21 protein-coding genes and 1 pseudogene are annotated in these 23958 nt (G+C 70.2%); 10 read left to right on the top strand and 12 right to left on the bottom strand.

Annotation, left to right across the window (positions count from 1 at the left end):
* Window positions 1-6: 6 nt before the first annotated feature.
* On the top strand, window positions 7-1392 hold the full coding sequence (locus tag AB0F91_RS06230) for a cytochrome P450 (RefSeq protein ID WP_360595282.1): 1386 nt from the start codon (window positions 7-9) through the stop codon (window positions 1390-1392).
* A gap of 352 nt (window positions 1393-1744) precedes the next feature.
* On the opposite strand, the gene AB0F91_RS06225 is transcribed toward AB0F91_RS06230, so the two are convergent.
* The gene (locus tag AB0F91_RS06225; protein WP_360595280.1) at window positions 1745-1927 is read right to left on the bottom strand and encodes a hypothetical protein; all 183 of its coding nucleotides are present in this window, start codon (window positions 1925-1927) and stop codon (window positions 1745-1747) included.
* Window positions 1928-2285: 358 nt separating this feature from the next.
* Here AB0F91_RS06225 and AB0F91_RS06220 point away from each other — a divergent pair, with 358 nt between their 5' ends.
* Window positions 2286-3365 carry a sodium:proton exchanger gene (locus tag AB0F91_RS06220; RefSeq protein ID WP_360595278.1) on the top strand — a complete coding sequence of 360 codons (1080 nt, stop codon included), beginning with the start codon at window positions 2286-2288 and terminating at the stop codon, window positions 3363-3365.
* A gap of 3 nt (window positions 3366-3368) precedes the next feature.
* On the opposite strand, the gene pqqE is transcribed toward AB0F91_RS06220, so the two are convergent.
* The 11 genes from pqqE to AB0F91_RS06165 all read right to left on the bottom strand — a co-directional run bounded on the left by pqqE (window position 3369) and on the right by AB0F91_RS06165 (window position 14013).
* The gene (pqqE, locus tag AB0F91_RS06215) at window positions 3369-4463 is read right to left on the bottom strand and encodes a pyrroloquinoline quinone biosynthesis protein PqqE (protein ID WP_360595277.1); all 1095 of its coding nucleotides are present in this window, start codon (window positions 4461-4463) and stop codon (window positions 3369-3371) included.
* Window positions 4456-4749, bottom strand: coding sequence for a pyrroloquinoline quinone biosynthesis peptide chaperone PqqD (gene pqqD, locus AB0F91_RS06210; protein ID WP_360595275.1), 294 nt, complete (start codon window positions 4747-4749; stop codon window positions 4456-4458). The genes pqqE and pqqD overlap by 8 nt, the downstream gene beginning before the upstream one ends.
* Before the next feature lie 5 nt (window positions 4750-4754).
* On the bottom strand, window positions 4755-5459 hold the full coding sequence (gene pqqC, locus AB0F91_RS06205; RefSeq protein ID WP_360595273.1) for a pyrroloquinoline-quinone synthase PqqC: 705 nt from the start codon (window positions 5457-5459) through the stop codon (window positions 4755-4757).
* 3 nt (window positions 5460-5462) lie between these two features.
* Window positions 5463-6353 carry a pyrroloquinoline quinone biosynthesis protein PqqB gene (pqqB, locus tag AB0F91_RS06200; RefSeq protein WP_360595271.1) on the bottom strand — a complete coding sequence of 297 codons (891 nt, stop codon included), beginning with the start codon at window positions 6351-6353 and terminating at the stop codon, window positions 5463-5465.
* A 71-nt stretch (window positions 6354-6424) separates the two neighbouring features.
* Entirely contained in the window at window positions 6425-6520 is a 96-nt protein-coding gene (gene pqqA, locus AB0F91_RS06195) for a pyrroloquinoline quinone precursor peptide PqqA (RefSeq protein WP_220239625.1), read from the bottom strand.
* A gap of 45 nt (window positions 6521-6565) precedes the next feature.
* Complete coding sequence (locus AB0F91_RS06190) at window positions 6566-8272, bottom strand: PQQ-dependent dehydrogenase, methanol/ethanol family (protein WP_360595270.1); 1707 nt, start codon at window positions 8270-8272, stop codon at window positions 6566-6568.
* 13 nt (window positions 8273-8285) lie between these two features.
* Entirely contained in the window at window positions 8286-8747 is a 462-nt protein-coding gene (locus tag AB0F91_RS06185) for an MSMEG_3727 family PQQ-associated protein (RefSeq protein ID WP_360595268.1), read from the bottom strand.
* Window positions 8748-9100: 353 nt separating this feature from the next.
* The gene (gene katG, locus AB0F91_RS06180; RefSeq protein WP_360596266.1) at window positions 9101-11332 is read right to left on the bottom strand and encodes a catalase/peroxidase HPI; all 2232 of its coding nucleotides are present in this window, start codon (window positions 11330-11332) and stop codon (window positions 9101-9103) included.
* A 58-nt stretch (window positions 11333-11390) separates the two neighbouring features.
* Window positions 11391-12785, bottom strand: a complete 1395-nt coding sequence (locus tag AB0F91_RS06175; RefSeq protein ID WP_360595266.1) for a LytTR family transcriptional regulator DNA-binding domain-containing protein — start codon at window positions 12783-12785, stop codon at window positions 11391-11393.
* Between the two features lie 131 nt (window positions 12786-12916).
* Window positions 12917-13759, bottom strand: coding sequence for a hypothetical protein (locus AB0F91_RS06170; RefSeq protein ID WP_360595264.1), 843 nt, complete (start codon window positions 13757-13759; stop codon window positions 12917-12919).
* Window positions 13717-14013, bottom strand: a complete 297-nt coding sequence (locus AB0F91_RS06165) for a hypothetical protein (protein ID WP_360595263.1) — start codon at window positions 14011-14013, stop codon at window positions 13717-13719. The genes AB0F91_RS06170 and AB0F91_RS06165 overlap by 43 nt, the downstream gene beginning before the upstream one ends.
* Before the next feature lie 665 nt (window positions 14014-14678).
* Here AB0F91_RS06165 and AB0F91_RS06160 point away from each other — a divergent pair.
* The 8 genes and pseudogenes from AB0F91_RS06160 to AB0F91_RS06125 all read left to right on the top strand — a co-directional run bounded on the left by AB0F91_RS06160 (window position 14679) and on the right by AB0F91_RS06125 (window position 23953).
* Window positions 14679-14926: pseudogene (locus AB0F91_RS06160) on the top strand (pyridoxamine 5'-phosphate oxidase family protein).
* A gap of 513 nt (window positions 14927-15439) precedes the next feature.
* Window positions 15440-15802, top strand: a complete 363-nt coding sequence (locus AB0F91_RS06155; protein WP_360595261.1) for a hypothetical protein — start codon at window positions 15440-15442, stop codon at window positions 15800-15802.
* Between the two features lie 114 nt (window positions 15803-15916).
* A complete protein-coding gene (locus AB0F91_RS06150; protein WP_360596300.1) occupies window positions 15917-16081 on the top strand; it encodes a hypothetical protein in 165 nt (54 codons plus the stop codon).
* Window positions 16078-16380, top strand: a complete 303-nt coding sequence (locus AB0F91_RS06145; protein WP_360596264.1) for a GNAT family N-acetyltransferase — start codon at window positions 16078-16080, stop codon at window positions 16378-16380. The genes AB0F91_RS06150 and AB0F91_RS06145 overlap by 4 nt, the downstream gene beginning before the upstream one ends.
* A gap of 194 nt (window positions 16381-16574) precedes the next feature.
* Window positions 16575-16979 carry a hypothetical protein gene (locus tag AB0F91_RS06140; protein WP_360595259.1) on the top strand — a complete coding sequence of 135 codons (405 nt, stop codon included), beginning with the start codon at window positions 16575-16577 and terminating at the stop codon, window positions 16977-16979.
* A 24-nt stretch (window positions 16980-17003) separates the two neighbouring features.
* The gene (locus AB0F91_RS06135; RefSeq protein ID WP_360596263.1) at window positions 17004-17471 is read left to right on the top strand and encodes a zinc-binding dehydrogenase; all 468 of its coding nucleotides are present in this window, start codon (window positions 17004-17006) and stop codon (window positions 17469-17471) included.
* A gap of 510 nt (window positions 17472-17981) precedes the next feature.
* Window positions 17982-20693 (top strand): Pls/PosA family non-ribosomal peptide synthetase, encoded by a 2712-nt coding sequence (locus AB0F91_RS06130; protein ID WP_360596261.1) that lies wholly within the window; start codon window positions 17982-17984, stop codon window positions 20691-20693.
* A 14-nt stretch (window positions 20694-20707) separates the two neighbouring features.
* Window positions 20708-23953: an amino acid adenylation domain-containing protein gene (locus AB0F91_RS06125; protein ID WP_360595257.1), complete on the top strand. Its 3246-nt coding sequence runs from the start codon at window positions 20708-20710 to the stop codon at window positions 23951-23953.
* Window positions 23954-23958: the final 5 nt, after the last annotated feature.

Raw genomic sequence — 23958 nt, 5'->3', positions numbered from 1 at the left:
GCGAACGTGGACACCACCGGGATTCCGCACCGGCCGGGCCGGCTGCCGGTGATCGGCGACCTGCTCGGGTCGAACCCGCGCACGCCGCTGCAGGACACCCTGCGCGTCGGGCAGCAGGTCGGACCCATCTTCACGCGCAAGATCTTCGGGTTCGAGATCGTGTTCGCCGGCGGCGTCGACGTGGTCACGCAGCTCAACGACGAGACGAAGTTCGGCAAGCACGTCGGCCTGGGCATCGAGAACCTGCGCGCGGTGGCGGGCGACGGGCTGTTCACCGCCCACACGCACGAGCCGAACTGGCGGCTGGCCCACGACATCCTGCAGCCGGCGTTCTCCGCCGACGCGATGCGCCGCTACCACCCGGTGATGCTGGAGGTCGCGCACGAGCTGACGGACGCGTGGGACCGCGCGAGCGGGCCGCTCGACGTCGCCGCCGACATGACCCGCCTGACCCTGGAGACGATCGGGCGAGCCGGCTTCGGCTACCGGTTCGGCTCGTTCGAACGCGCCGAGCCGCACCCGTTCGTCACGGCGATGATCCGCGCGCTGCGGTTCGCGCAGCTGCAGAACGTGAAGCTCCCGTTCGTGCGGCGCGCGTTCGCCGGGTCGCCCGCGCAGAACCAGGCCGACATCGCGACCATGAACAACCTCGTCGACGAGGTCATCGACGCCCGTCGCCGCGAAGGGGGCGAGAGCCGCGACCTGCTCGGCCTGATGCTCACCGAGGGGCACCCGATGACGGGGGAGCGACTGGACCCGGTGAACATCCGCAACCAGGCCATCACGTTCGTCGTCGCGGGCCACGAGACGACGTCCGGCGCGCTGTCGTTCGCGCTGTACTACCTCACGCGCAACCCCGAGGTGCTCGCGAAGGCGCGCGCCGAGGTCGACGCGGTGTGGGGCGATCGCGAGCCGGGGTTCGGCGACGTCGCCAAGCTGCGTTACGTGCGCCGCGTGCTCGACGAGGCCATGCGCCTCTGGCCGACCGCGCCCGGCTACTCGCGCGAGGCCCGCGAAGACGTGCTGCTCGGCGGAAAGTACCGGATGCGCAAGGGCGACTGGGTGATCGTGCCCCTGCCGCTGGTCCACCGCGACCCGGCGGTGTGGGGGCCGGACCCGGAGAAGTTCGACCCGGACCGCTTCGAGCCGGCCGCGGTGAAGAAGCGCCCGGCGCAGGCCTACAAACCCTTCGGCACGGGGGAGCGCGCGTGCATCGGCCGGCAATTCGCGCTGCACGAAGCGGTGCTGGCGTTGGGAATGGTGTTGCAGCGCTACGACTTCGAGGCTGACCCGGCGTACGAGCTGAAGATCGCCGAGTCACTGACGCTCAAGCCGAGCGGCTTCACGGTGCGCCCGCGGGCTCGGGCCCGCGCCGCGGTTGGGGCGAGCTAGCCGACCAGGTCGGGGAAGTTCTCCGTGTAGCCGAGCAGCAGCAGGCCCGCTCGGCCAGCAGCCGGGCGACCTCGCCCCACGCGGCCACGCCGGGCGCGGCGTAGCGGTGCGTCAGATCGGCGAAGACCGCCCGCGCCTGCTCCGGCGACGGGGCGGCCGCCCGATCGAACCCGAGCAGCAAGGCCCCGACCCCAAAGTGGCGGTAGCCGCGTGTTGCCGTCCGGCGCACGATCGCGTGGTTCCGGAACAGGTTCCCGCGCTGGTGAAGTAGCCGTTCGGGATCCCCGCGATGGCCAGGTCGTCGCGGGGCACGGGTACCCGCTGCACGAGCACGACGTCGTCTGGGAACTCGTCAGGAGCCCGGTTTCACCGCGACGAGCGCCACGACGTCGACCCCACCGCTCCTGCGCTGTCCCGGCAGTCCCTCCCACCTCACCCGCGATGCGGGAGCCTCGAGTGCCGCGGCGACGTGCACCATCCGGGCGTCGTCCACCTTCCGCCGTTCGGCGGGGTCCTCACTCAGGTGCCCGAGCACGTCGAGCACCTCGGCGACCCCCGACCTCGTCCAGCCGGGCCACGGTGTTCGTGGCCACCCGCCCGCGCCGGACCTCCTGGACCGCGTCGTAGCGCGTCACTCGCATGGCCCGCCTCCTGCCACCCGCGAACGCCCGTCCTGGCGGCCGGCGGCCCCACCGGCACTGCGATCGGCCGCAGCGGAAACCGGCGAATTCCACCGCCGAACGGGAAAATTGTTCTCCACAGTTTCACGCGGGTGAGTGGACGTAGCCGAATCGACGCCGACCTGCGACGATCGGATGACGGGGGCAATGACCGGCTGCCGGTCGACCCGAGCACTGACCTTTTCGGCCCTCTCGGAAAGGAACGCCGCTACGATGTCGATCCTGATTTTCGCCGCTGGTGCGGCGTTGCTGATCTACAGCGCGGAGAAGCTGATCACCTACCTCGTCGGAGCGGCGACCGGCTTGCGCGTTTCCGTGTTCCTGCTCGCGATCGTGTTCACCGGAATCGAATTCGACGACGTCGCGCTCGGAGTGGCACTGAACGTCGAAGATCTCGGCGACGTGGCTCTCGGGACGGTATTCGGCACGGCCATCTCGATGATCGGAATCGTGCTCGCCCTCGCCGCGATCATTTCGCCGACGAAGGTGGACATTCCGCGCCCCTACCTCGCGCTGTTCGCCGCCGCGCCGCTGGCGTTGATTCCCTTCATCGCCTTCGCGCCCCTCACGCCGGTCTACGGCGTGGTGCTCGTCCTGCTGTTCGTGCTCTTCATCGGGTACGTGGCCACCCGCGAGCTCAAGCGGAGCACGCCGGTCTTCCGCAATGCGGAGATCCTCGAGAAGCTGGAGGTCGGGGCGGGCTCAGGCGGAAGCACGAGCGATACCGGCGGCGGCTCGGCCACGCGCGACCCCGCCGACGTGCCCACCGACAAGCCCCCGTTCGTCGTGACCATGCCCTTCAACAAGGAGCGCCCGATCCCCGGCTGGGCCGCGATCGCGCTGGCCGTGGTCGCGCTGGTGGGCCTCGTCGCCGGCGCGGCCATCACCAGCTACGGCACCAAGAGCATCCTGGAGGACTACCACATCCAGGGTGCTCTCTTCGGCGCGACGATCGCCACCCTCGTGCTCACGCTCGAGGACATCTTCCTGACCGTCGAACCCACCCGCAAAGGCGCGCCGGAACTCGGCGTCGGGAACGTCATCGGCAGCGTCGTCTTCGGCGTGACCGCGAAGCTCGGCGTCGTCCTGCTCGCCGGCGGCAGCATCGACGTCGACGCGAACGTGCTCTCCTGGCACCTCCCGGTCCTCGTCGGCATGACCGCACTCGCGGCGTACTTCCTCTACACGCGCCGGCTCAGGCGCTGGCACGGGTTCGTGTTGCTCGCGCTCTACATCGCCTACTGGGCCGTCAGCTTCGCCGTGTTCGGCGGAGCACCGATCGAAACGGACTGAGCGTCACACGGTGGAATGGCCTGCGCGGTGCGGACGGGGGATCACCGGAAGGTCGGTCCGGCTGTCCGTGTTCGCGGTCTCGACCACCCGGGCCACGAGGTCGTGGTCGGGCGACAGGTGGCACACCGGGTCGGTGCGGGCCGCGTCGCCCGTGAGCTGGAACGCCTGGCAGCGGCACCCCCCGAAGTCGAGCTCCCGCCGATCGCAACTGCGGCAGGGATCCGGCATCCAGTCCGTGCCCCGGAACGCCGTCATCACCGGGGCCTCGGCCCAGATCCGCGCCAGCGGGTCCTCCCGGACGTTCGCCCGCGGCAACGGCAGGGACTGGGCAGCCGGGCAGGGCAGGACATCGCCGTTCGGCGTCACGGTCAGCTGCCGGGACGCCCAGCCGCCCATGCACGGCTTGGGGTAGCGGCTGTAGTAGTCGGGCAGGACATAGATGACGTCCATGCGATCCCGCAGCCGCTCGCGGGCGGCTCGCACGACGACCTCGGCCGCGTCGAGCTGGTCCCGGCTCGGCAACAGCGCGGCCCGGTTGCGTAGCGCCCAGCCGTAGTACTGGGTGTTGGCCAGCTCCACCCGATCGGCGCCCACCTGCTCGGCCAGCGCGAGCACGTCGGCGACGCGGTCGATGTTCTGCCGGTGCAGCACCACGTTCACGGTGAGCGGCCACCCCAGCTCCTTGACCACGCCCATGGCCTCGATCTTGCGCTGGAACGACGGGGTTCCCGCGATGCGGTCGGACACCACGGGTTCATCGGCCTGGACGCTGATCTGCACGTGGTCCAGGCCGGCTGTCCGCAGCTGCTCCGCCCTCGGCCGCGAAAGCCCGAGGGCACTGGTCACGAGGTTGGTGTAGAGGCCGAGCTCGTGTGCTTCCGCCACGATCTCCACCAGGTCGCGCCGCAGCAGCGGTTCCCCGCCGGACAGGTGGCACTGCAGAACCCCGAGATCTCGGGCTTCGAGCAGCACCCGCCGCCACTCGCCGGTGGTCAGCTCGTCGGTGTAGTCGGCCAGGTTCAGTGGGTTGGAGCAATACGAGCAGGCCAGCGGGCAGCGGTAAGTGAGCTCGGCCAGCAGTCCGAAGGGGCTATCCATCGGCCGGCTCCACGCAGCGCCGGGCGGCGAGCCGGCTCAGGAACCGTCGCACCTCGTCGCCGGGCACGCTCTCGTACCGCTCGCCCAGCTCGGCGACGATCTCGGCCACCGTGCGCCGCCCGTCGCACAGCTCGAGGATGGCCGAGCCGGTGCGGTTCAGTACCACCACGGTCTCGGGGAGCTGCAGGACGTGCTGCTGCCGGGCCGGGTTGAACGTCAACCGGACGTGGCGCGCCAGTCGCGGTCGGTCCGATGTGGACATTTCGGTGCGGGTCGTCGAGTCCATGGCGCTCACTCCGGGTGGGTTCGATCGATCGCGTCCATCAGGCTCCACAGGACATCGCACTTGAACGACAGCGCGTCGACGGCACGAGCTTGGGACTCGGCGGACCGGCAGTGCGTGGTGACCACCTCGAGGGCGTGCTCGCAGTCGCGCGGAGCCTGATCGAGGCGGGCGCGGAAGTAGGCGAGGCCCTCGGGCGCGATCCACGGGTACCACCGCTCGAAGGCGGCCAGCCGCTCCGCCATCAGGTCGGGCGCGAACAGCTCGGTGAGCGACGACGCGATCGCCTCCACCCACGGGCGGGTCCGGGTGAAGTTCACGTAGGCGTCGACCGCGAACCGCACCCCCGGGACCAGGTGCCGGTGGTCGAGGACTTCCTCGCGGGTGAGCCCGGCGGCCTCGCCGAGGCGCAGCCACGCCTCGATGCCACCTTCCCCTGCGTGGCGGCCGTCGTGGTCGAGGATCCGGCGGATCCAGCGGCGGCGGACCTCCAGGTCGGGACAGTTGGAGAGGATCGCCGCGTCTTTGCGGGGGATGTTCTCCTGATAATAGAACCGGTTGGCCACCCAGCCGCGGATCTGCCCGCGGCTCAGCAGGCCGGCGTTCATCCGGACGTGGAACGGGTGCTGGTCGTGGTAGCGGCGCGAATGGGCCCGCAATGTCTCGACGAACTCGTCGGTCGTCGCCGCGGTGGTCCGTGTTGTCGTTGTCATGCCTTACACCTCGACCTCGAGTCCGTCCACGGCCACCTCCATGCCGGCGGTCTCCACAAGGTGCCGCTCGGCCGTGTCTTCCAGCAGGATGGGGTTGGTGTTGTTCATGTGCACGAAGATCACCCGCCCGACGTGCAGCGATGGGAGCACGGCCAGCGTGCCGTCCGGGCCGTCGATCGGCAGGTGGCCCATCTCGCGCGACGTCTTGCCGGCCAAGCCGAGCCGGACCAGCTCGTCGTCACGCCAGCAGGTCCCGTCGATCAGCAGGCAATCGCAACCCGCGATCTCAGCGCGCAGCGCCGGCGTCAGCGCCTGGACCCCCGGCAGGTAGACCAGCCGCCCTCCGCTGCGGTCGTCGGTCAGCCGGTAGCCGACCACGCGACCGTGGTCCGCGCCGGGCCCGAACCGGTCCCGTTTGGTGGTGGGTACGTCGAACGCTCGGCACGACAGCCCGTCGGCCAGCAGCACGTCGGCGCCGGGGACCACCGCTCGCCATTCGACCGGGCAGTAGAGCTCGAGCGTGCGGAGCAGCCCTGAGCCGTCGCGCAACGTCTTGTGTATCGCCGGCGTGGCGTGCAGCCGTAGACCGCGGGCTTCGCGCAGCAGCACTAGGCCCAGCGTGTGGTCCAGCTCGGCATCGGTGAGCAGCACCGCCTCCACCGGCGACGTGCGGTCACCGTCGTGCGGCAGCAGCCCGGGGAACGCCTCGATCTGGGAGCGGACGTCCGGCGAGGCGTTGATCAGGAACCAGGACCGGCGGTCGGCGCTCACCGCGACCGAGGACTGGGTGCGCGCGGGTCCGGTCCCGGACCGGACGGCAGCGCAGACCGGGCAGCCGCAGTTCCACTGCGGCGAGCCGCCTCCCGCAGCCGAGCCCAGCACCCGCAACCACATCCCGGCACCCCGTCCGTGTCGTCCCAGCCGGCGGAGGGCGCCGGGCCGAAGCCCGGCGCCACCCACGTCCTCTAGTCGTCCAGCTGAGCGATGTACATGGTCACCTCGGGCGCGACTCCGATCTCGTCGAACTCGGGCGTCTCCCACACATCGAGTCGAGACTCCATGGATTCACCTCCTCTGCCCGAATCGCGGCGGGTTCTTCTCGAGTGTCACGCGGATTCCGGGAGGGCGAAGACGAACAGGGCGCTTCCGTGCCCCGCACCCAGCATGCCGGGGAGGAACCCCTCGGCCCAGCCACCCCAGCCGACCGGCACGGCAATGTATTGCCGCCCGTCGACCATGTACGTGGTCGGGCTGCTGTGGTGGCCGCTTCCGCACTGGAACTGCCAGAGCAGCTCCCCGGAGCGCGCGTCGAGCGCGTTGAACTCGCCGGTGGCTTCGCCGGCGAACACGAGGTCGCCGCCGGTGGCCAGTGTCGAGGCGCACATCGGAAGTTCGTTGCGCCAGCGCCACTTCTCCTCGCCGTTGCCGTCGAACGCGCTGATCGATCCGGCCATGTCCTCCGCGTCCACCTGAACCCCGGCGCCCCAATAGGGGATGCTCTCCTTGAACTCCCGGCGGCGCCGGGTGGCCGTCGCCCCGGTGTCCTGGACCGGAACGTAGAAGAGCTCGGTCTTCGGGCTGTAGGACGCGTGCGTCCATTCCTTCGCACCGGCTGGGCCCGGGTAGAAGTGGACCGGTTCGCCCTCCTTCTCGGGGTACAACTTGGGTGTGACCCGGCCGTCCCGCGTGACCGCGCCCCAGGTGATGCGGTCCACGAAGGGTGTGGCCTGGATCAGGTCGCCGTTCGTGCGATCGAGGACGTAGAAGTAGCCGTTCTTGTCGAAGTGCCCGAGGAGCTTGCGGCCGTCCTTTTCGAACAGGATGCACTCGGCGATGCTGTCGTAGTCCCACAGGTCATGCGGCGTGCACTGGTAATGCCAGCGGATCTGCCCGCTGTCCACGTCGACGGCGACGACGCTGTCGGTGTAGAGGTTGTCGCCTTCGCGGACCTCGCCGTCGAAGTCGGGTGCCGGGTTGCCGGTGCCCACGTAGAGCAGGTTCGTCTCCGGGTCGAACGTGCTGGTGACCCAGCAGTTCGCGCCACCGCGCGCCCAGGCCTCACCCTCGGAGGGCCAGGTCTCGGATCCGGGTTCTCCGGGCTTCGGCACCATGTAGCAGCGCCACTGGTGCTCGCCGGACTCGAGATCGAACGCGTCCAGGTGACCGCGCACGCCGAACTCGCCGCCGGAACTGCCCACAATGACCATGTTCTTCACGATCAGCGGCGCGACGGTGGCGCTCTCGCCGGCCCGCACGTCGCCGTAGGTCTTGGCCCAGACCATCTTTCCTGTTGTCGCATCGAGCGCGACCAGCCGAGCGTTCGCCGTGACGAAGAAGACCTTCCCCTGCGCCACCGCGCACCCGCGGTTCACGTTCCCGCAGCACAGCGACACGTCGAACGGCACAGCGTGCTTGTACCGCCAGATCTCCACGCCCGTCTTCGCGTCCAGGGCCCAGATCCAGCCGTCCCAGCCGGTCAGGAACATGATCCCGTCGACGACGATCGGGGCGGCCTCGAACGAGTAGGTCGACGCACCCGCGATCAGGCCGGTCGTGCCGGCCTGGAACACCCACGCGGGGACGAGGCGCTTCACGTTCTCCGTGTTGATCTGGTCGAGCGGGCTGTAGCGCTGCCCGTTGTAGGCGCCGTAGTAGGTGAGCCAGTTGTGCGCTTCCTCGCGCGCGTTGAGAATGCGCTCGTAGTTCACGCCGGCCGTCACCGGCGGAGCAACTTCCCCGCCCGGCATCTTGTAGCTCAAGTTTCCTTGGTCGATGGCCTCACCGGCGTCGACGTAGTCTTCCGAAGTCGTCATGCCCTCCTCCTTCCTACGGTTGCGGCTGGTCGGGTCGGTCGAGACGAGCCTCCGGCGGCGCGTCGCCCAGGACGACGATGGCCCCGGTCAGCCCCCGGCCCTCGTCGTTGCCGGTGGGCGAGCAGAACCAGTAATAGCCCGGGCCGTCGAGATTGAGCGTCGCCCGGCCACGCGAATGATTCACCAGCCAAATGAATTTCCGGTCACCATTGCTCGGCAGGAGCGCGCAGTGGGTGTTCTTGTCGTCGTTGATGAGCTCGAGGTCAATATCCCCTCCGTGGGGCATCACGAGAATGGAGGGATCCCACATCAGCTCGTCCTCGTTGATGCGAATGGTGGCCTGCATGCGGCCATCCGATCCTTCGCTGGCCCGCCCGATCTTTCCGGTGCCCAGCACGCGACCCAGCGTTGCGTGGTTCTGCACATCCAGCCCGAGCTCTTTGAGCAAGTCGGTACGCTCCGGCGCTGTCGTCATCGGCCTTCACCTTCCTCATCCCGATCGTCGTGCCGACTTCGCATCGGTGGCATCGAAGGTGCTCGGGTGCGGTAATTCGCATTCCCGCGCGGAAATTCTTCGAAATCCGATCAATTTTCCCGCGTTGTCCGACGTCCGACGCAAAATCGGTACTCAATAGGCACGCTACGCCGGAGAAAACACGCCGACAAGCGCGCGGGGCGGCTCACTCGGCACGCGCCGTTCACCCCGAATCGGCCACCGTTCGCAGGCGATTCGGCTCCGTTGGGCAGGGGCCGGGTCACCCGGAACCCGTCCTGAGTACGGCCGGCGGCACCCAGTGAAAAACTCGGCCGGCTGGGGACGCGCCCGGATCACGCCCGCAGGTCGTACCGGTCGAGGTTCATGACTTTGTCCCACGCCGCGACGAAGTCACGCACGAAGTGAGCTTCCGCGTCGTCGCTCGCGTAGACCTCCGCGAGTGCCCGCAGTTCGGAGTTCGAACCGAAGACGAGGTCGACGCGGCTGCCGGTCCACTTGACCTCGCCGGTGGTCCGGTCGAGGCCTTCGAAGGTCTCCGCGGGCGAACCGGATCCCGGGCTCGGCCGCCACTCCACCCCCGTGTCGAGGAGGTTCACGAAGAAGTCGTTGGTCAGCAACCCGGGCCGGGAGGTGAAAACGCCCAGTGGCGACTGCTCGTGGTTCGCCCCGAGCACGCGCAGACCGCCCACGAGAACCGTCGTCTCCGGTGCGCTCAGGCCGAGTAGGTTCGCCCGGTCGACGAGCTGGTGCTCCGGCGCGAGCCGGCCGCCCTTGCCCCGGTGGTTGCGGAACCCGTCCGCGGCCGGTTCGAGCGCGGCGAAGGACTCGACGTCGGTCCACTTCTGCGTCGCGTCCATGCGGCCCGGGGTGAACGGGACCTCGACGTCGTGGCCCGCGTCCGCGGCGGCCCGCTCGACGGCTGCGGCCCCGCCGAGGACGATGAGGTCGGCGAGCGAGATCTTCTTGCCCCCCGTTCGGGATCCGGCGAAGGACTGCTGGATCTCCTCCAGACCGCGCAGCACCCGCGCCAGCCGGTCGGGCTCGTTGACCGGCCAGCTCCGCTGCGGTTCGAGGCGGATGCGGGCCCCGTTCGCCCCGCCCCGCTTGTCGCTGACGCGGAACGTCGACGCCGACGCCCAGGCCGTGGAGACGAGCTCGGAGATCGACAGCCCGGAGGCGAGGATCTCGCTCTTGAGCGCGGCGACGTCCGCCGAGGAGACGAGTTCGTGGTCCACGGCGGGGATCGGGTCTTGCCAGAGCAGGGTCTCGCGCGGGACGAGTGGCCCGAGGTAACGCTGGATCGGGCCCATGTCGACGTGCGTCAGCTTGAACCAGGCCCGGGCGAACGCGTTCGCCAGCAGGCCCGGGTTTTCCAGGAAACGCCGGGCGATCGGCTCGTAGACCGGGTCCGTCCGCAGTGCCAGGTCCGTCGTCAGGATCGTCGGGGCGTGCGTTTTCGCCGGGTCGTGGGCGTCGGGCACGGTTGCGCTGCCGCCGCCGTCTCGCGGGATCCACTGCCACAGGCCCGCGGGGCTCAGCTCCAGGTCCCACTCGTAGCCGAACAGGGTCTCGAAGAAGCTGTTGTCCCACTTGATCGGGGTGGGGGTCCACGTGCCCTCGAGCCCGCTGGAGATGGTGTCCGCGCCCTTGCCGGTGCCGTAGCCGCTTCGCCAGCCCAGGCCTTGTTCCTCCAATGCGGCGCCTTCGGGCTCGGGGCCGAGGTAGGTGTCCGGCTCGGCGGCACCGTGGGTCTTGCCGAACGTGTGCCCGCCCGCGATCAGCGCGACGGTTTCCTCGTCGTTCATCGCCATGCGGCGGAACGTCTCGCGGATGTCGCGTGCCGCGGTGAGCGGGTCCGGGACGGTGTGCGGCCCCTCCGGGTTGACGTAGATCAAACCCATCTGGGCGGCCGCGAGCGGGCTCTCCAGCTGCCGGACGCCACCGTGGCGTTCGTCGCCCAGCCAGACCTGCTCGGGACCCCAGTACACGTCGTCGTCGGACTCCCAGACGTCCGTCCGGCCGCCCGCGAACCCGAAGGTCGTGAAGCCCATCGTCTCCAGGGCGCGGTTGCCGGCGAAGACCATCAGGTCGGCCCAGGAGATCTTGCGCCCGTACTTCTTCTTCACCGGCCAGAGCAGCCGGCGTGCCTTGTCGAGGTTGCGGTTGTCCGGCCAGCTGTTCTGCGGGGCGAAGCGCTGCATGCCCGTCGCGGCGCCGCCCCGGCCGTCGTCGACGCGGTACGTCCCGGCGCAGTGCCAGACCATCCTGATCACGAGCGGCCCGTAGTGGCCGAAGTCGGCGGGCCACCACTCCTGCGAGGTCGTCAGGACCTCGTCGACGTCTTGCGCCAGGGCGTCGAGGTCGAGGGTCCGGAACTCGGCGGCGTAGTCGAAGTCCCGCCCGAAGGGGTCGGCCTCTGCGGGGTGTTTCCGGAGGATGTGCAGGGCGAGCCGGTTCGGCCACCAGTCGCGGTTGCTCGCGGCCGCGGCCGGGCGGTGGCCGCGCGCGGCCGGGGCGGGGAGGCCGAGGCCGCCCGCGCTTCGGTCGTTCGTCTCGCCGGCCACGGCGTCGGGACTGTCAGACACCGGTGAATCCTTCCGGGTAGTGCGGTGGTGCCGGGAATCAGAGGTCCAGCGCACGGCGCACGGCCGGTGCGTTGCGGCGGGAGACCGGCACCATCGCGTTCGCCCCGTCGTCCATGACGAGCCGCAGCTCGCCCTTGTGCCCGCGCTCGATCTCGCGGATGCGGCTGAGGTTGACCACGTACCTGCGGTGCACCCGCAGGAAGCCGGCCTCCGCCAGCTCGGTGTCGAGCTTGTCCAAGCTCTGCGAAGCGGCTCGCAAGCGCCCCTGCGCGGTGGACAGCCACACGTCGTTGCCTTCCGATTCCGCGAAGGAGACTTCCGGCAGGTGCAGCAGCACCATCCGGCTGTCCCGCATCCCGACCACCCGCCGAGGCCGCACGCGAGGGGTCGTGGACACCTCCGCCTGGGGCAACTGGACACCGTCGGAGACCCCGAACGAAACGAGGTGCCCGATCAGCCGGGCGGAGGAGAAGACGGGCCGGATGCTGATCGCGGCCGGCTCGTCGGCCAGGTGGGTGAAGATCTGCGTGGAGCCGACCCAGTCGGGGTTGTGGGCCGCCTGCTTGCTGGCGTGCCGAGCGGCTGAGATCAGTTCCGGGAGCCCGGGGTTCCAGCGCAGCGTCGAGTCGACCGCCGGGGTCGACGCGGGGACCCCCATGAGCACACTCGCCGTGTCGTCCGCGATCACGGCCTTGCCCGCGGTGTCGACCGCGGCCAGCGGGGCACTGGAGCGGGCGCTCGCCTGGGTGTAGGCCGCGACCAGCTCCGCTCCGCTGTCGCGGGCGCGCCGCTTCAGCGCGCTCTGAGTCTTGGCGACCGCGTTCGCCAGCCACCCGCCCGCGCTCGGGGGGAGCTGGCTGCGCCAGCACGAGAGGTTCAGGCCCCCGATCGGCTCGCCGGTCACCACGTCACGCACCGCGATGCCGGCGCCGACCCAGCTGTGGAACGCCTGGCACCAGTGCTCCGCGCCACTGATCAGCACCGGGCCGTGCGCCTCGAGCGCCGTCCCCATGCCGTTCGTGCCCGCCGCGCATTCCGACCAGCAGAACCAGGGTGCGAGATTGAGGTCGGCGGCTCGGGCGAGCGTGCCCGGGTCGCCCCAGCTGCCCAGGATCCGGCCGGCTGCGTCGGTGACGGTGACGACGCCGGGAAGGTTGGCCATTTCCCGGGCCACGGAGGCAGCGCGGAAACCCAGCTCGGCGAAGACGACGTCGTGTTCGGGGGTGGGATTGCGCTCGGCGACGGCGACCGGAGCCTCGGTCATCAGCGGATCCACCCGGTAGCGCTCCCGGCACCGGTGCCAGGAGATCGCCACCACCGGCCGGACGCCGGGGACCTGGTCCTCGCCCTGGACGAACCGCTCCCACGCCGCGAACACGGCGTCGCCGCCGGGGCTCGCCGCCTTCCCTTCGAACCGATGCGCATCGCTCATGGTTGGGGAACCCACCTCTGGTCCATCACCGACGCCCCGATGCACGCGCACGGCCTGTACCGGTTCCCGTTCGTCCAGGCCTGGTCTGGCTCGCAGCGGACTGGCCGCTGCCTCACGCGTCCGTGGCTTCGTCACTCGTTCCAGGTTGTGTCACCGACCGGTACGGGCCAGTCTAGGTACCGTTGCCAGGCTGCGCACCTTTCTCGACCAGGGCACTTGTCCCGCCGATCGCCGCCGATCAGGAAGGCGATTGTGGTTGTGGGGCCACAAAAAATCCTTTCGAGTTCTCGGTGGAGTTCGTGACGAGTTCGCCAGGCGGGGGCCGACCGGAACTCCTTACGCGCCGCGTCCGTAGAGCCAGTCCACGAACCGGGCTGCGCGTCCACGGCCCGGTCGCGCTGCAGGGCATTGCGGGTGGCGTGGAAGAGGCCGTGCCGCGGATCGCCCCAGTCGCGCACAGTGCGTTGGACGCGGGCCGGTCGTACGGCCCCGGGCCGCGGAAAAGTCCCGCAAGGCCGGGTCCCAGTCTGTGCCGGAACCGGTGTCGTACTTCTCGGCTTGCTCGACGAGAACGGTGGCGTCTCGAGTGCCTGGCAAGCGCCCCGGCCGAGGTACTGGAGCATCGGACGGGCGGCGTCACCGCGGAGGGCGAGTCGGCCGTCGACCCAGATGCCGATCGGTTCGCGGTCGTACATCCGCCACCAACGGTCCCTCCACAGGTGCGGCAGGCCGGCGCGGGCCGGTTCACACGTGGCGGCGAACGCCGTGTCGAGGTCGTCGGGCGTGCCCCGGTCCTCCTCGCCGGCGCGGAGGACCGGGGAGCGGAACACGGCGACGGTGTTGAGCATTTCGCCGGGGACGACCACGCCGTACTCGTAGCCGACGACCTTCCCGAGCCCGACGAGCATGAACGAGTACAGCCTGGGGACGATCAGCGCGAGCGTGAATCCGATGCCGTAGCCCGAGGCGCGCACGCGACCAGGATGCCCCAGATCATGCTCCGGCTGAGCAGGTGCAGGTAGGAGATCAGGAGGCCGGTTCTTCGCCGCCTGCTCCACCCTGTACCGGCCCACGCCCGCGACTCGGCGGTCTTGCGCGCGTAGGAGAACAGGACGAACGCCCTCACCGCGCCGATCAGGAACGGGATCCGCCGGCAACCGGTGGCGTACGCCGATGTCGTCGAGCCGCTCGGGAACACCACCACGAGCACGGCCGTGAGCAGCGACACGCCATGTGCGGCGCCGGCCGAGGGTGTCGGCGAGGTGGCCGTGGCAAGCGGCGCGCTGCCCGCTCGTGATCGCTGTCGTCCACGGGAAGGTGCTTCGCCCGGCGGCGGAGGTGGCCATGGCGGTTCCTTCGGGGAGCCGGCGGGGCCGGCTGCCTCGAGAGGACCGGCCGGGACCATGCCGGTGGTGACGGCCCGCCGGTGACCGCATCGACCGTGACGACGGCGAGAACGACGTTGGTCGAAGAACTTCGCCGCCGGCTGCGAGATCTCGGCGGGGGACACCACGGCCGGCGATCAGCGCCATGGCCTCCGCTGGACTACGCGAGGACCTGGAGTACTTGCATCCTGGATTTGTCAGATCCAGGTAGTGGCGGCCGGAGTGTCCCTCGGCCGTGACCCCGAATTCTTGTGTGCAGAACGGATGCGGGCTGAACCGGTACACCGAGCCGGTGGGGAAGTGGACCACGCGCCGGCACCGGAATACCACTAGCGTGGCGGCAGGTGGCCAACGAACTCGGCGCCGACGGAGCTGGAATCGACGCCGGGTTCCCCGGCTGGTTCTGTTCAGAAGAATTCCGGCCTACACCGCGCCGGCACGCGGTCGGTGTCGGGCAGCTCAAAAGACACGTAACGAGGTGTTTCCCGTGCCCACGATCAGCCAAGAAATGATCGACGTCATCGAAGACGCGAAACTGATGTTCGTCGCTACCGTCCGTCCTGACGGGACTCCAACGTCTCGACCAAGGGCTCGGTGCGCGTGCTCGACCCAAAACACCTGATCTTCATGGACATCGCCTCGCCGCAGACCGTGGAGAACCTGCGCCACCAGCCGGCGGTCGAGGTCAACGTGGTGGACTTCATCGCCCGCAAGGGTTTCCGCTTCCGCGGCACCGCCGAAATCCTCGACGCGTGACATCCGGATTTCGAGTGGATCCGAGCGTGGCTGGTGTCGAAGCGCAGCGACAGCCAGCCGACCAATCACGCCGTGAAGATCATGGTCAGCAAGGCTGCTGAACTCTTGTCGCCCGGTACACGGTGGACCACGTGCCGGAGGCCGACGTCCGCGAGGGCTGGCTGTGCAACTACGGCCTCGCCGAAGCCACGTCCGAAGCCGGCGTGTAGCCGCCGGTTCACTGAAGGAGCCGGAGTGTCGGTTTCGTTCTCGTGCACGGTTCGTGGCACGACGGGTCGTCCTGGGCCGAGGTGGTCGAGCACCTGGCGCACCTCGGGCACGAGGTGCACAGCCCGACCGTCGCCGGCCACGGCGCCGGAGCGTCGCGCGAAGTGACCCACGACGACTGCGTGGCTCGGTCACCGACTACGTCGAGCGGCACGACCTCGCCGGCTTCGTCCTCGTGGGACAGCTGGGGCGGGAGCGTCGTCGCCCGGGTCGTCGAGCGCCTGCCCGATCGGGGTGCGGCGGCTGGTGTTCCTGACCGCCTTCGTCTCCGCCAACGGGACGAGCGTGCTGGACAACGCCCCGCCCGCCTACCAGGGGCTGTTCCCGGTCCTGGCCGCGCAGTCGAGCGACGACACGGTGATGGTGCCGTTCGAGGTCTGGCGCGACGCGTTCATCGGCGACGCCGACCTCGCGCGGGCCGTTCCCCGCAGCTGTGTCCTGTGCGGCGAGGACTCGGCTCTTCCCCCGGGTGACCCCGGGCACGGCTACCTGGCCAAGGCCCGCCGGCTCGGCACCTTCCGGCTGGTGACGCTCGAAGGTCCCCACGAAGTCATGTTCACCGACCCGGCGCGGCCGGCGAGCAAGCTCGCGCTCGCGGGCCGGGACTGATCAGGTTCGACGGTTTGTCGCCGCGGCCGCGCCGGGCACCGCCCCGCCCCGCGGCGGCGGCGACGTCCCCACTCGAGCGCCGGGTTGGCTGGAAGAGCGAGGAGCTGCAGGTCGATGGGCGCATGCGAGCTGGTATTCCGGGAGCTGGGACCGGCCGGCGATCCGCGGGTGACGGAGGATTTGCTGCCGCTGCCGCTGCTGCTGCGTCCGGCGTTGTCCGGCGAACTGTTCGAAGAGCTGGTGACCCAAGGACACGACCAGGGCCTGCCCGGTACCTGATCGCCTACTCGCCGGCTGGGCAGCCGCTGGCCGCGGCCGGGTACCGCACGCTCGTCACCAGCCGGGGCCGCGTCCTGTTCGTCGACGACCTGGTCACCGACGAGGCCGCGCGGTCGCGGGGAGTCGGCGCCCGCTTGCTGGGCGAGCTGAAGACGCTGGGCCGGCGCGGCGGGTGCGTTCGGCTGGAGCTCGACTCCGGCGTCGCCAACCCCCACGCGCACCGGTTCTACCTCCGCCACCGGCTGGACATCACGGCGTTCCACTTCGCCGGGCCGGTGGAGCTCGAAAGCGGGTCTTGACCGGCGTCGGTGGCGGCTACCCCGTTCAGGAGGAGAAAACGTGCGTGCGGCCTACGTCGAACGGCTCGGTGGTGTGGCGGAGATCCGGTTCGGCAACCTGCCCCAACCTGTAGCCGGTCCGGGTGACGTCGTGGTGGATGTCGTTGCGACGTCGGTGAATCCCGTCGACACCTTCGTCGGCTCCGGGGCTGTACGTGCCGAAAGTCCCGCTGCCGCTGGTCCTCGGCCGGGGCCTCGTGGCACGCGTCGCCGCGGACGCCCACGGATCCCGGGCCGGTGCGTGGGCCTGGTGCAACAGTCTCGGGTATGCCGGGCGCCAGGGCGCGGCCGCCGAACGCGCGGTGGTGCCCGCCGGCCAGCTCTACCACGTGCCGGGCGGCGCCGATCCGCTCGCCGTCGTCGCGATGGCGCACCCGGCCGCCACCGCGTATCTGGTCACCTTCGGCCGGTTGCTGCCCGGCGAGACGGTGCTGGTCGCAGGCGGTGGTGGGAACGTCGGCGGCGCGCTGATCGAACTGACGGCCGCCGCGGGCGCCAGGAACCTCACGACCGCGGCGGCCGCCGACGTCGGCCGCTGCCGGGGCCTGGGCGCGGCCTAGGCGTTCGACCACCGCGACGAGCGGCTGCCCGCCAAGCTCGCGTGGGTCGGCCCGGTCGATCTGTTCGTCGACACCTCGGGCCGCAACGATCTGGAGGCGGCGGTGCGCCTCCTGACCTGGCGCGGCCGCATCGTGCTGCTGGCCGGAGCCCGCAGCCGCCCCGTGCTGCCGGCCCGCGAGCTGTGCATGCACGACCGCTCGGTTGTCGGCTTCGTCATCTCGAACGCGACGGTCGCCGACCTCGCAGCCGCCGCCGCGGCCCTGAACCCGCGCTTCGCCGCGGGCGGCTTGCGCCCCCGCCGGGTGGAGCACCGCACCCTCGTGGACGCCGCCGAGGCGCACCGCCGCCTGGAAGACGGCGAGGTGCGGGGCCGCGTGGTGCTGCTGACCGCGCCGCAAGTGTCCACGTCGGACACAACGGGTTGTCCGGGCGCCCAGTCGACGCTCGGGATCACAGTCGACCCTGGGGATCACATTCGTGCAACACCATGAATTGGCTGGTTCCGGCGGGTTGGAGTATTTCGCCCCCCGTTAGTTCCTTGCGCAGACCCGTCGGTGACGGAAAGTTAAGATCAAATTCGCGATGGTGAATGATCGAATCGGTGTGACGGCTTGAAAAACAAATCAAGAATCGTCGTGATGGCCCGGTCGTAAACGCTGTCTCGCCGGACCGGTGATGACCTTGCACCCGACGCGACGAACTCGGCACAGTGTGCGAACGTCTTGGTGGATCAAGGAGATTGCCTGCGGGAGTACCGGAACTACCCGCGTGCCGCTGAAATATCTGCTACCTCGGAAGACGTTCTCGGAGGAAGTTCGAGCCGGGTGGCGTAATGTGCCCGTAAGGACCGTTTCGGGGTCGACGGCACGCGGATGGGGATTACAGTGGGTGGCGAACGTAGCCGAGACGATGCCGGTACTTCCGGCCGGTCGGGGACGTGGAGGCGGGAGAATACCGGTGGGAAGAACCAAGCCCAGGCCCTGGGGAAATCTGACGAATTCCTGACGGCGGACTGGGCGAAATCTCGACGGGGGAGTGGCAGGCACGCCATCACCCCCGATCGCACCGAGCGCGTCTACACCGAGGTGCTCGCGGACGTGGCGAAGGTCGACCAGGTGTCGGCCGAGAGCCACTTCTTCGACGATCTGGGCGTGAACTCGCTGGTGATGGCGCATTTCTGCGCACGGGTCCGCAAACGGGCGGACGTGCCGTCGGTGTCGATGAAGGACGTCTACGCCAACCCGACCGCGCGGAGCCTCGCGACCGCGCTCACCGACGACGAACCCGCCGAGGCGGAGCCGGCGACCGAAGCACCGGATCGGGAACAGGGCGCCGCACCTGACCAGGTGCAGGCCGCTGACCTGCCCCGCGCCGGCACCGGAGCGTACGTCCTCTGCGGACTGCTCCAGTTCGTGACTTTCCTGGGTTATTCCTATCTCACCGCACTCCTGGTGGTACGCGGTGCTTCGTGGGTCTACGCCTCGGCGAACCTGCTGGAGGTCTACGTGCGGCTCGTGGTGTTCGGCGGTGCGAGCCTGATCGGGCTGTGCCTGCTGCCGGTCGTGGCGAAGTGGGTGCTCGTCGGCCGGTGGAAGCCGCGGCGCATTCGCGTGTGGACGCTTGCCTACTTCCGGTTCTGGCTCGTCAAGACGCTGGTGCAGCGAAATCCGGTGGCGCTGTTGTTCCTGGGCTCGCCGCTGTACGTGCTGTACCTGAAGGCGCTGGGCGCGAAGATCGGCCGGGGAGTCGCGATCTTCTCGCGCAACGTGCCCGTGTGCACCGACCTGCTCACGATCGGCGAAGGCTCGGTGATCCGGAAGGACTCGTTCTTCACCGGCTACCGGGCCGAAGCCGGCGTGCTCCAGACCGGTTCGGTGACGCTGGGCAAGGACGTGTTCGTGGGCGAGCTGTCGGTGCTCGACATCGGCACGTCGATGGGCGACGGCTCCCAGCTGGGGCACGTGTCGTCGCTGCATCCCGGTCAGGCGGTGCCGGCCGGTGAGCGCTGGCACGGGTCGCCGGCGTTGCGCGCGGAGGCGGACTACCGCGGGGTCGGGCCCGCACGCTGCGGCCGGGTTCGCCGGTTCTCCTACGGCGTCTCTCAGCTGCTGACCACGCTGCTCGTGTACCTCCCGCTGGCGGTCGGCGGTGTGGACCTGCTCATCGGGAAGGTCCCGAAACTCACGACGGCGCTCGGGACCCCCACGGTCGCGTTCGGAAGCTGGGCGTTTTACGGCAAGGCGCTGGCAGTCACGTTCGTGATCTTCTTCGGCGTCTCGCTGCTCGGGCTGCTTTTCGTCGCCGTCGTCCCGCGCGTGCTCAGCCTCGCGCTCAGGCCGGACAAGGTCTACCGCCTGTACACCTTGCGTTACTCGATCCTGCGGGCGGTCCGGCTGATCACCAACCTCAAGTTCTTCATGACCGTCTTCGGTGACAGCTCCGCGATCGTGCACTACCTGCGCTACCTCGGCTACCGGATGCGCGATGTCGAGCAGACCGGCTCGAACTTCGGCACGGCGGTCAAGCACGAGACGCCGTTCCAGAGCTCCGTCGGCAGCGGCACGATGGTCGCGGACGGGCTCTCGATCGTGAACGCCGATTACTCGAGCACGTCCTTCAAAGTTTCCCGGGCGGCCATCGGCGCGCACAACTTCCTCGGCAACATGATCGTCTACCCCTCCCAGGGGCGGACGGGGGAGAACTGCCTGCTCGCGACCAAGGTCCTGGTGCCCGTCGACGGGCCCGTCCGCGAGAACGTCGGGCTGCTGGGCTCGCCGAGCTTCGAGATCCCGCGCACGGTGGCCCGCGACCACCAGTTCGACCATCTGCGCACCGGCGACGAGTTCCGCCGCCGGCTGGCCGCGAAGAACCGACACAACGCCGGTACCGCCGTGATGTTCCTGCTGGTGCGCTGGTTCTACTTCTCCGGGGTCACGCTGCTCGGCTGGGCCTCGGTAGCGCTCTACCCGCGGTTCGGGGTCTCGGCGGTGGCGCTGGCCTCGGTCGCCGCGCTGCTGTTCAGCTCCGTGTACTTCACGCTGGTGGAACGCGCGTCCATCGTGGTGCACCCGCTGCGGCCGCTGTACTGCTCGATCTACGACCGCCGCTTCTGGCGCCACGAGCGATTCTGGAAGGCGGCGGCGTCCACGGTGTACGTCCAGGCCCTCAACGGCACCCCGTTCAAGAACCTGGCCTGGCGGATGCTCGGGGTCAAGGTCGGGCGGCGCGTGTTCGACGACGGCGCGGCGATGCCGGAGAAGACGCTCGTGACGTTCGGCGACGAGGCCACCCTCAACGTCGGCTCGCACGTGCAATGCCACTCCCAGGAGGACGGTGCCTTCAAGGCCGACCGCATCACCGTCGGCCCGCGCAGCACCGTCGGGGTCGGCGCGTGGGTGCACTACGGAGCGACGATGGGCGAGGGTTCGGTGCTCGCGGCCGACTCGTTCCTGATGAAGGGCGAGGACGTACCGCCGCACACCCGCTGGGAAGGCAACCCGGCCAGGGAGATCGGGTCCGGCCGTGAAGGGGACGGGCGGGTCATGGCCGGCCGGCACCGGCGACGGGAAGGGCACAACGGCAAGTCGATCGAGCAGTTCGCCGTCACCAACGGAAAGCGGCGGCCCAGCCCGCGGCGCCGCGCCCCGGACGGACACAACGGAAAGGCGATCATCGCCGACGGAACGTGGCGGCCGAGCCCGTGGCCACGGTGAGCGGAGGGGAACACATGGGAGAGCTGCCGAGAGCGGACTACCGGTTCTGGCGTGACGTGCTCGTGGCCGGCGGGGCCACGACGGTGCCGCGCTGGACGTCGGGTCCGGGCGCGGGAGTGGGGACGACGACCGTGCGGCTGCCCGCCCCGGTGGCGGCCGGGGTGCGCCGGCTCGCGCGGGAGCTGGGTATCCCGGGCAGCTCGGTGCTGCTCGCCGCGCACGCCAGGGTGCTGGCCGCGCTGACCGGTGAACGCGAGGTCGTGACCGGCTATGCGGCGCCGGCCGGCGCGCCGGTGCCGTGCCGCCTGACGACGGAGCCGGAGACGTGGCGGGAACTGGTGACGGAGACGTACCGGGCCGAGTCGCAAATGCTGGCGCACCGGCATTTCCCGGTGGACGAGCTGCGGCGCGAACTGGGCGTGCCCGGCCCGGTCACCGAGACCATTTTCGACCCCGCCGGTGACGGTGAGCTCACCGGGACGGCGGTGCTGCGCGTCGGATTCGCGAACCGTCGCCGTCGTCTCGAAGTGCGCTACCGCGCCGACGTGCTCGACGCGGCCGCCGCGGCCCGGATCGCCGGCTACCACGTCGCCGCGCTGGCACGGCTGGTGGCGGCCCCGGACACCGAGCACGCGCCGCAGAGCCTGCTCGCACCCGACGAGCTGCGGTTCCAGCTCGACGGGCTCGCCGGACCGAGACGGCCGCTGCCCGACCTGCGGGTGCACGAGCTGTTCGAGCAACGGGTGCGGCGGCACCCGGACGCGCTCGCGGCCGTGCACGGCGAGCACGCGTGGACCTACCGTGAGCTCAACGAGCGGGCCAACCGGCTGGCGCGGGCGCTGCTCGTCCGCGGCCTGCGCCGGGAAAGCGTGGTGGCGGTGGTGACCGAGCGGAACCTCGGCTGGCTCACCGCGGTGCTCGCGGTGTTCAAGGCCGGTGGCGTGTACCTGCCGATCGAACCGCACTTCCCGCCCGAGCGGATCGCGAAGACGCTGCGGCAGGCCGGCTGCGAGCTGGTGCTGACCGAGCGCGGCAGCAGCGAGACGCTGGATCACGCGCTGGCGCTGCTGCCCGGCGCGCTGCGACTGCACGTCGAAGCCGCCTGCGCGGAGCACCGGTCCGCCACCGACCTCGGGATCGACGTGACGCCGCGCCAGCTCGCCTACATCTACTTCACCTCGGGCTCCACCGGCGAGCCCAAGGGCGCGATGTGCGAACACGCGGGGATGCTGAACCACTTGCACGCCAAGATCGACGACCTGGGGATCGCCGAGGGACAGGTCGTGGCGCAGACCGCGCCCCAGTGCTTCGACATCTCGTTGTGGCAGCTGCTGGCGCCGCTGCTCGTCGGCGGGCAGACGCTGATCGTCGAGCAGGAGGTGATCCTCGACGCCGAGCGGTTCGTCGACCGGATCGCGCGGGGCCGGGTCGCGGTGGCTCAGGTCGTACCGTCCTATCTGGAAGCCGTGCTGTCCTTTGTGGAGAGTCATCCGCGCCCACTGCCGGACCTGCGGTGCTTGTCGGCTACCGGCGAAGCGCTGAAGAAGGAGCTGGTGCAGCGCTGGTTCGCGGCGTACCCGGACGTCAAGCTGGTCAACGCCTACGGCCTCACCGAGACCTCCGACGACACCAACCACGAGGTCATGGACCGGCCACCGGACACCAGCCGGATCCCGCTCGGGCGGCCGGTGAACAACGTGCACGTCTACGTCGTCGACGAGCACCTGCAGCCGGTGCCGCTGGGCGCGCCCGGCGAGATCGTGTTCTCCGGCGTGTGCGTGGGCCGGGGGTACGTCAACGACCTCGCGCGGACCCGCGCGGCGTTCCTGCCGGATCCGCACCGGGTGGGCGAACGGCTCTACCGCAGCGGGGACCGCGGCCGCTGGCTGCCCGGGGGCCGGCTGGAGTTCCTGGGCCGCCGCGACAGCCAGGTGAAGATCTCCGGCTTCCGGATCGAGGTCGGCGAGGTCGAGAACGCGCTGCTGCGCGTGCCCGGGGTCGGCGACGGCGCCGTGGTGGTCGCCGAGCGGGACGGCCAGGGCAAGCACCTGGTGGCGTTCTACTCCGCCGCCGAGGCGTTGCCGGCCGACGCGGTGCACAGCCGGCTGAGCAGTTCGCTGCCCGGTTACATGGTCCCGTCGGCGTTCCACTGGCGCGAGCAGCTTCCCTTGACCGCCAACGGCAAGATCGACAAAAAGGCGCTGACGGCGCTGGCGGCCGAGCTCGAAGGCGCCGAGGAAGACCACGACGCACCGGCGACACCCGCCGAGCAGCGGCTGGCGGCCGCGTGGGCCGGCGTGCTCGGTCTCCCGAGGGAGAAGATCGGCCGGCAGGACCACTTCTTCGACCGGGGCGGCACGTCGCTCTCGGCGGTGAAGCTGGCCGTCGCCCTGGACCGCGCGGTGTCGCTCGCCGAGATCACCCGGTACCCGGTGCTCGCCGACCAGGCCGCGCTGCTCGACGACCGAGCCGACGCCGAGGCCGGCGGGCTGCTGCAGCCGCTCACCGAGCCGGCCGGGGAACCGGACGCCGCGCTCGTCTGCTTCCCGCACGCCGGGGGCAACTCGGTGAACTTCCGGCCGCTGGCGTCGGCGCTGCGGGGAAGCGGGCTCGCGGTGTACGCCGTGGAGCTGCCCGGGCACGACCCGGCCGCCGACCGCGAGGCGTTCGCGCCGATGATGCGGGTGGTCGACCAGGTCGTCGCGGAAATCGATCACCTCGCTCCGCAGCGCGTGCTGTTGTGGGGTCACTCCGCAGGTGCCGCGTTCGCGTTCGAGACGGCCCGGCGGCTCACGGGGCGCGGGGTGGACGTACGGCGGCTGTTCGTGGGCGCGCAGCTGCTGGGCGACGCCGACGAGCGGCGCGCCTCGATCAGTGAGCTGGGCCGGCTGAGCAACGCCGAGATCGCCGCGGAGCTGGCGGCGGACAGCGGTGACCCCGCCCTCGGCGCGCTCGATCCGGAGCGAGCAGAGCAGGTCGGCGCGGCGTTCCGGCACGACTGCGTGTCCGCGCACAGCTACCTCGCCTCCGCCCTGGTGAATCCGCCGGCGGCGAAGCTGACCACGCCCGTCACCGTCGTCGCCGCGGACGACGACCCGATCACCGTGGACTTCCGCGACCGCTACGCCGAATGGCGACTCTTGGCCGAGCACGTCGACGTGCGGGCGATCGCCGGCGGCGGCCACTACTTCCCCCGGACCAACCCGGCCGAGACCGCGCGGATCGTGCTGCACGCCGCCGCACCGGTGCTCGTCCCGTGAACTCG

This window comes from Amycolatopsis sp. NPDC023774 (assembly GCF_040639695.1).
In the GTDB taxonomy this organism is placed as follows: domain Bacteria; phylum Actinomycetota; class Actinomycetes; order Mycobacteriales; family Pseudonocardiaceae; genus Amycolatopsis.
Note: the sequence above shows the minus strand (reverse complement) of the source record. Positions and strands in the feature narration are given on the sequence as shown.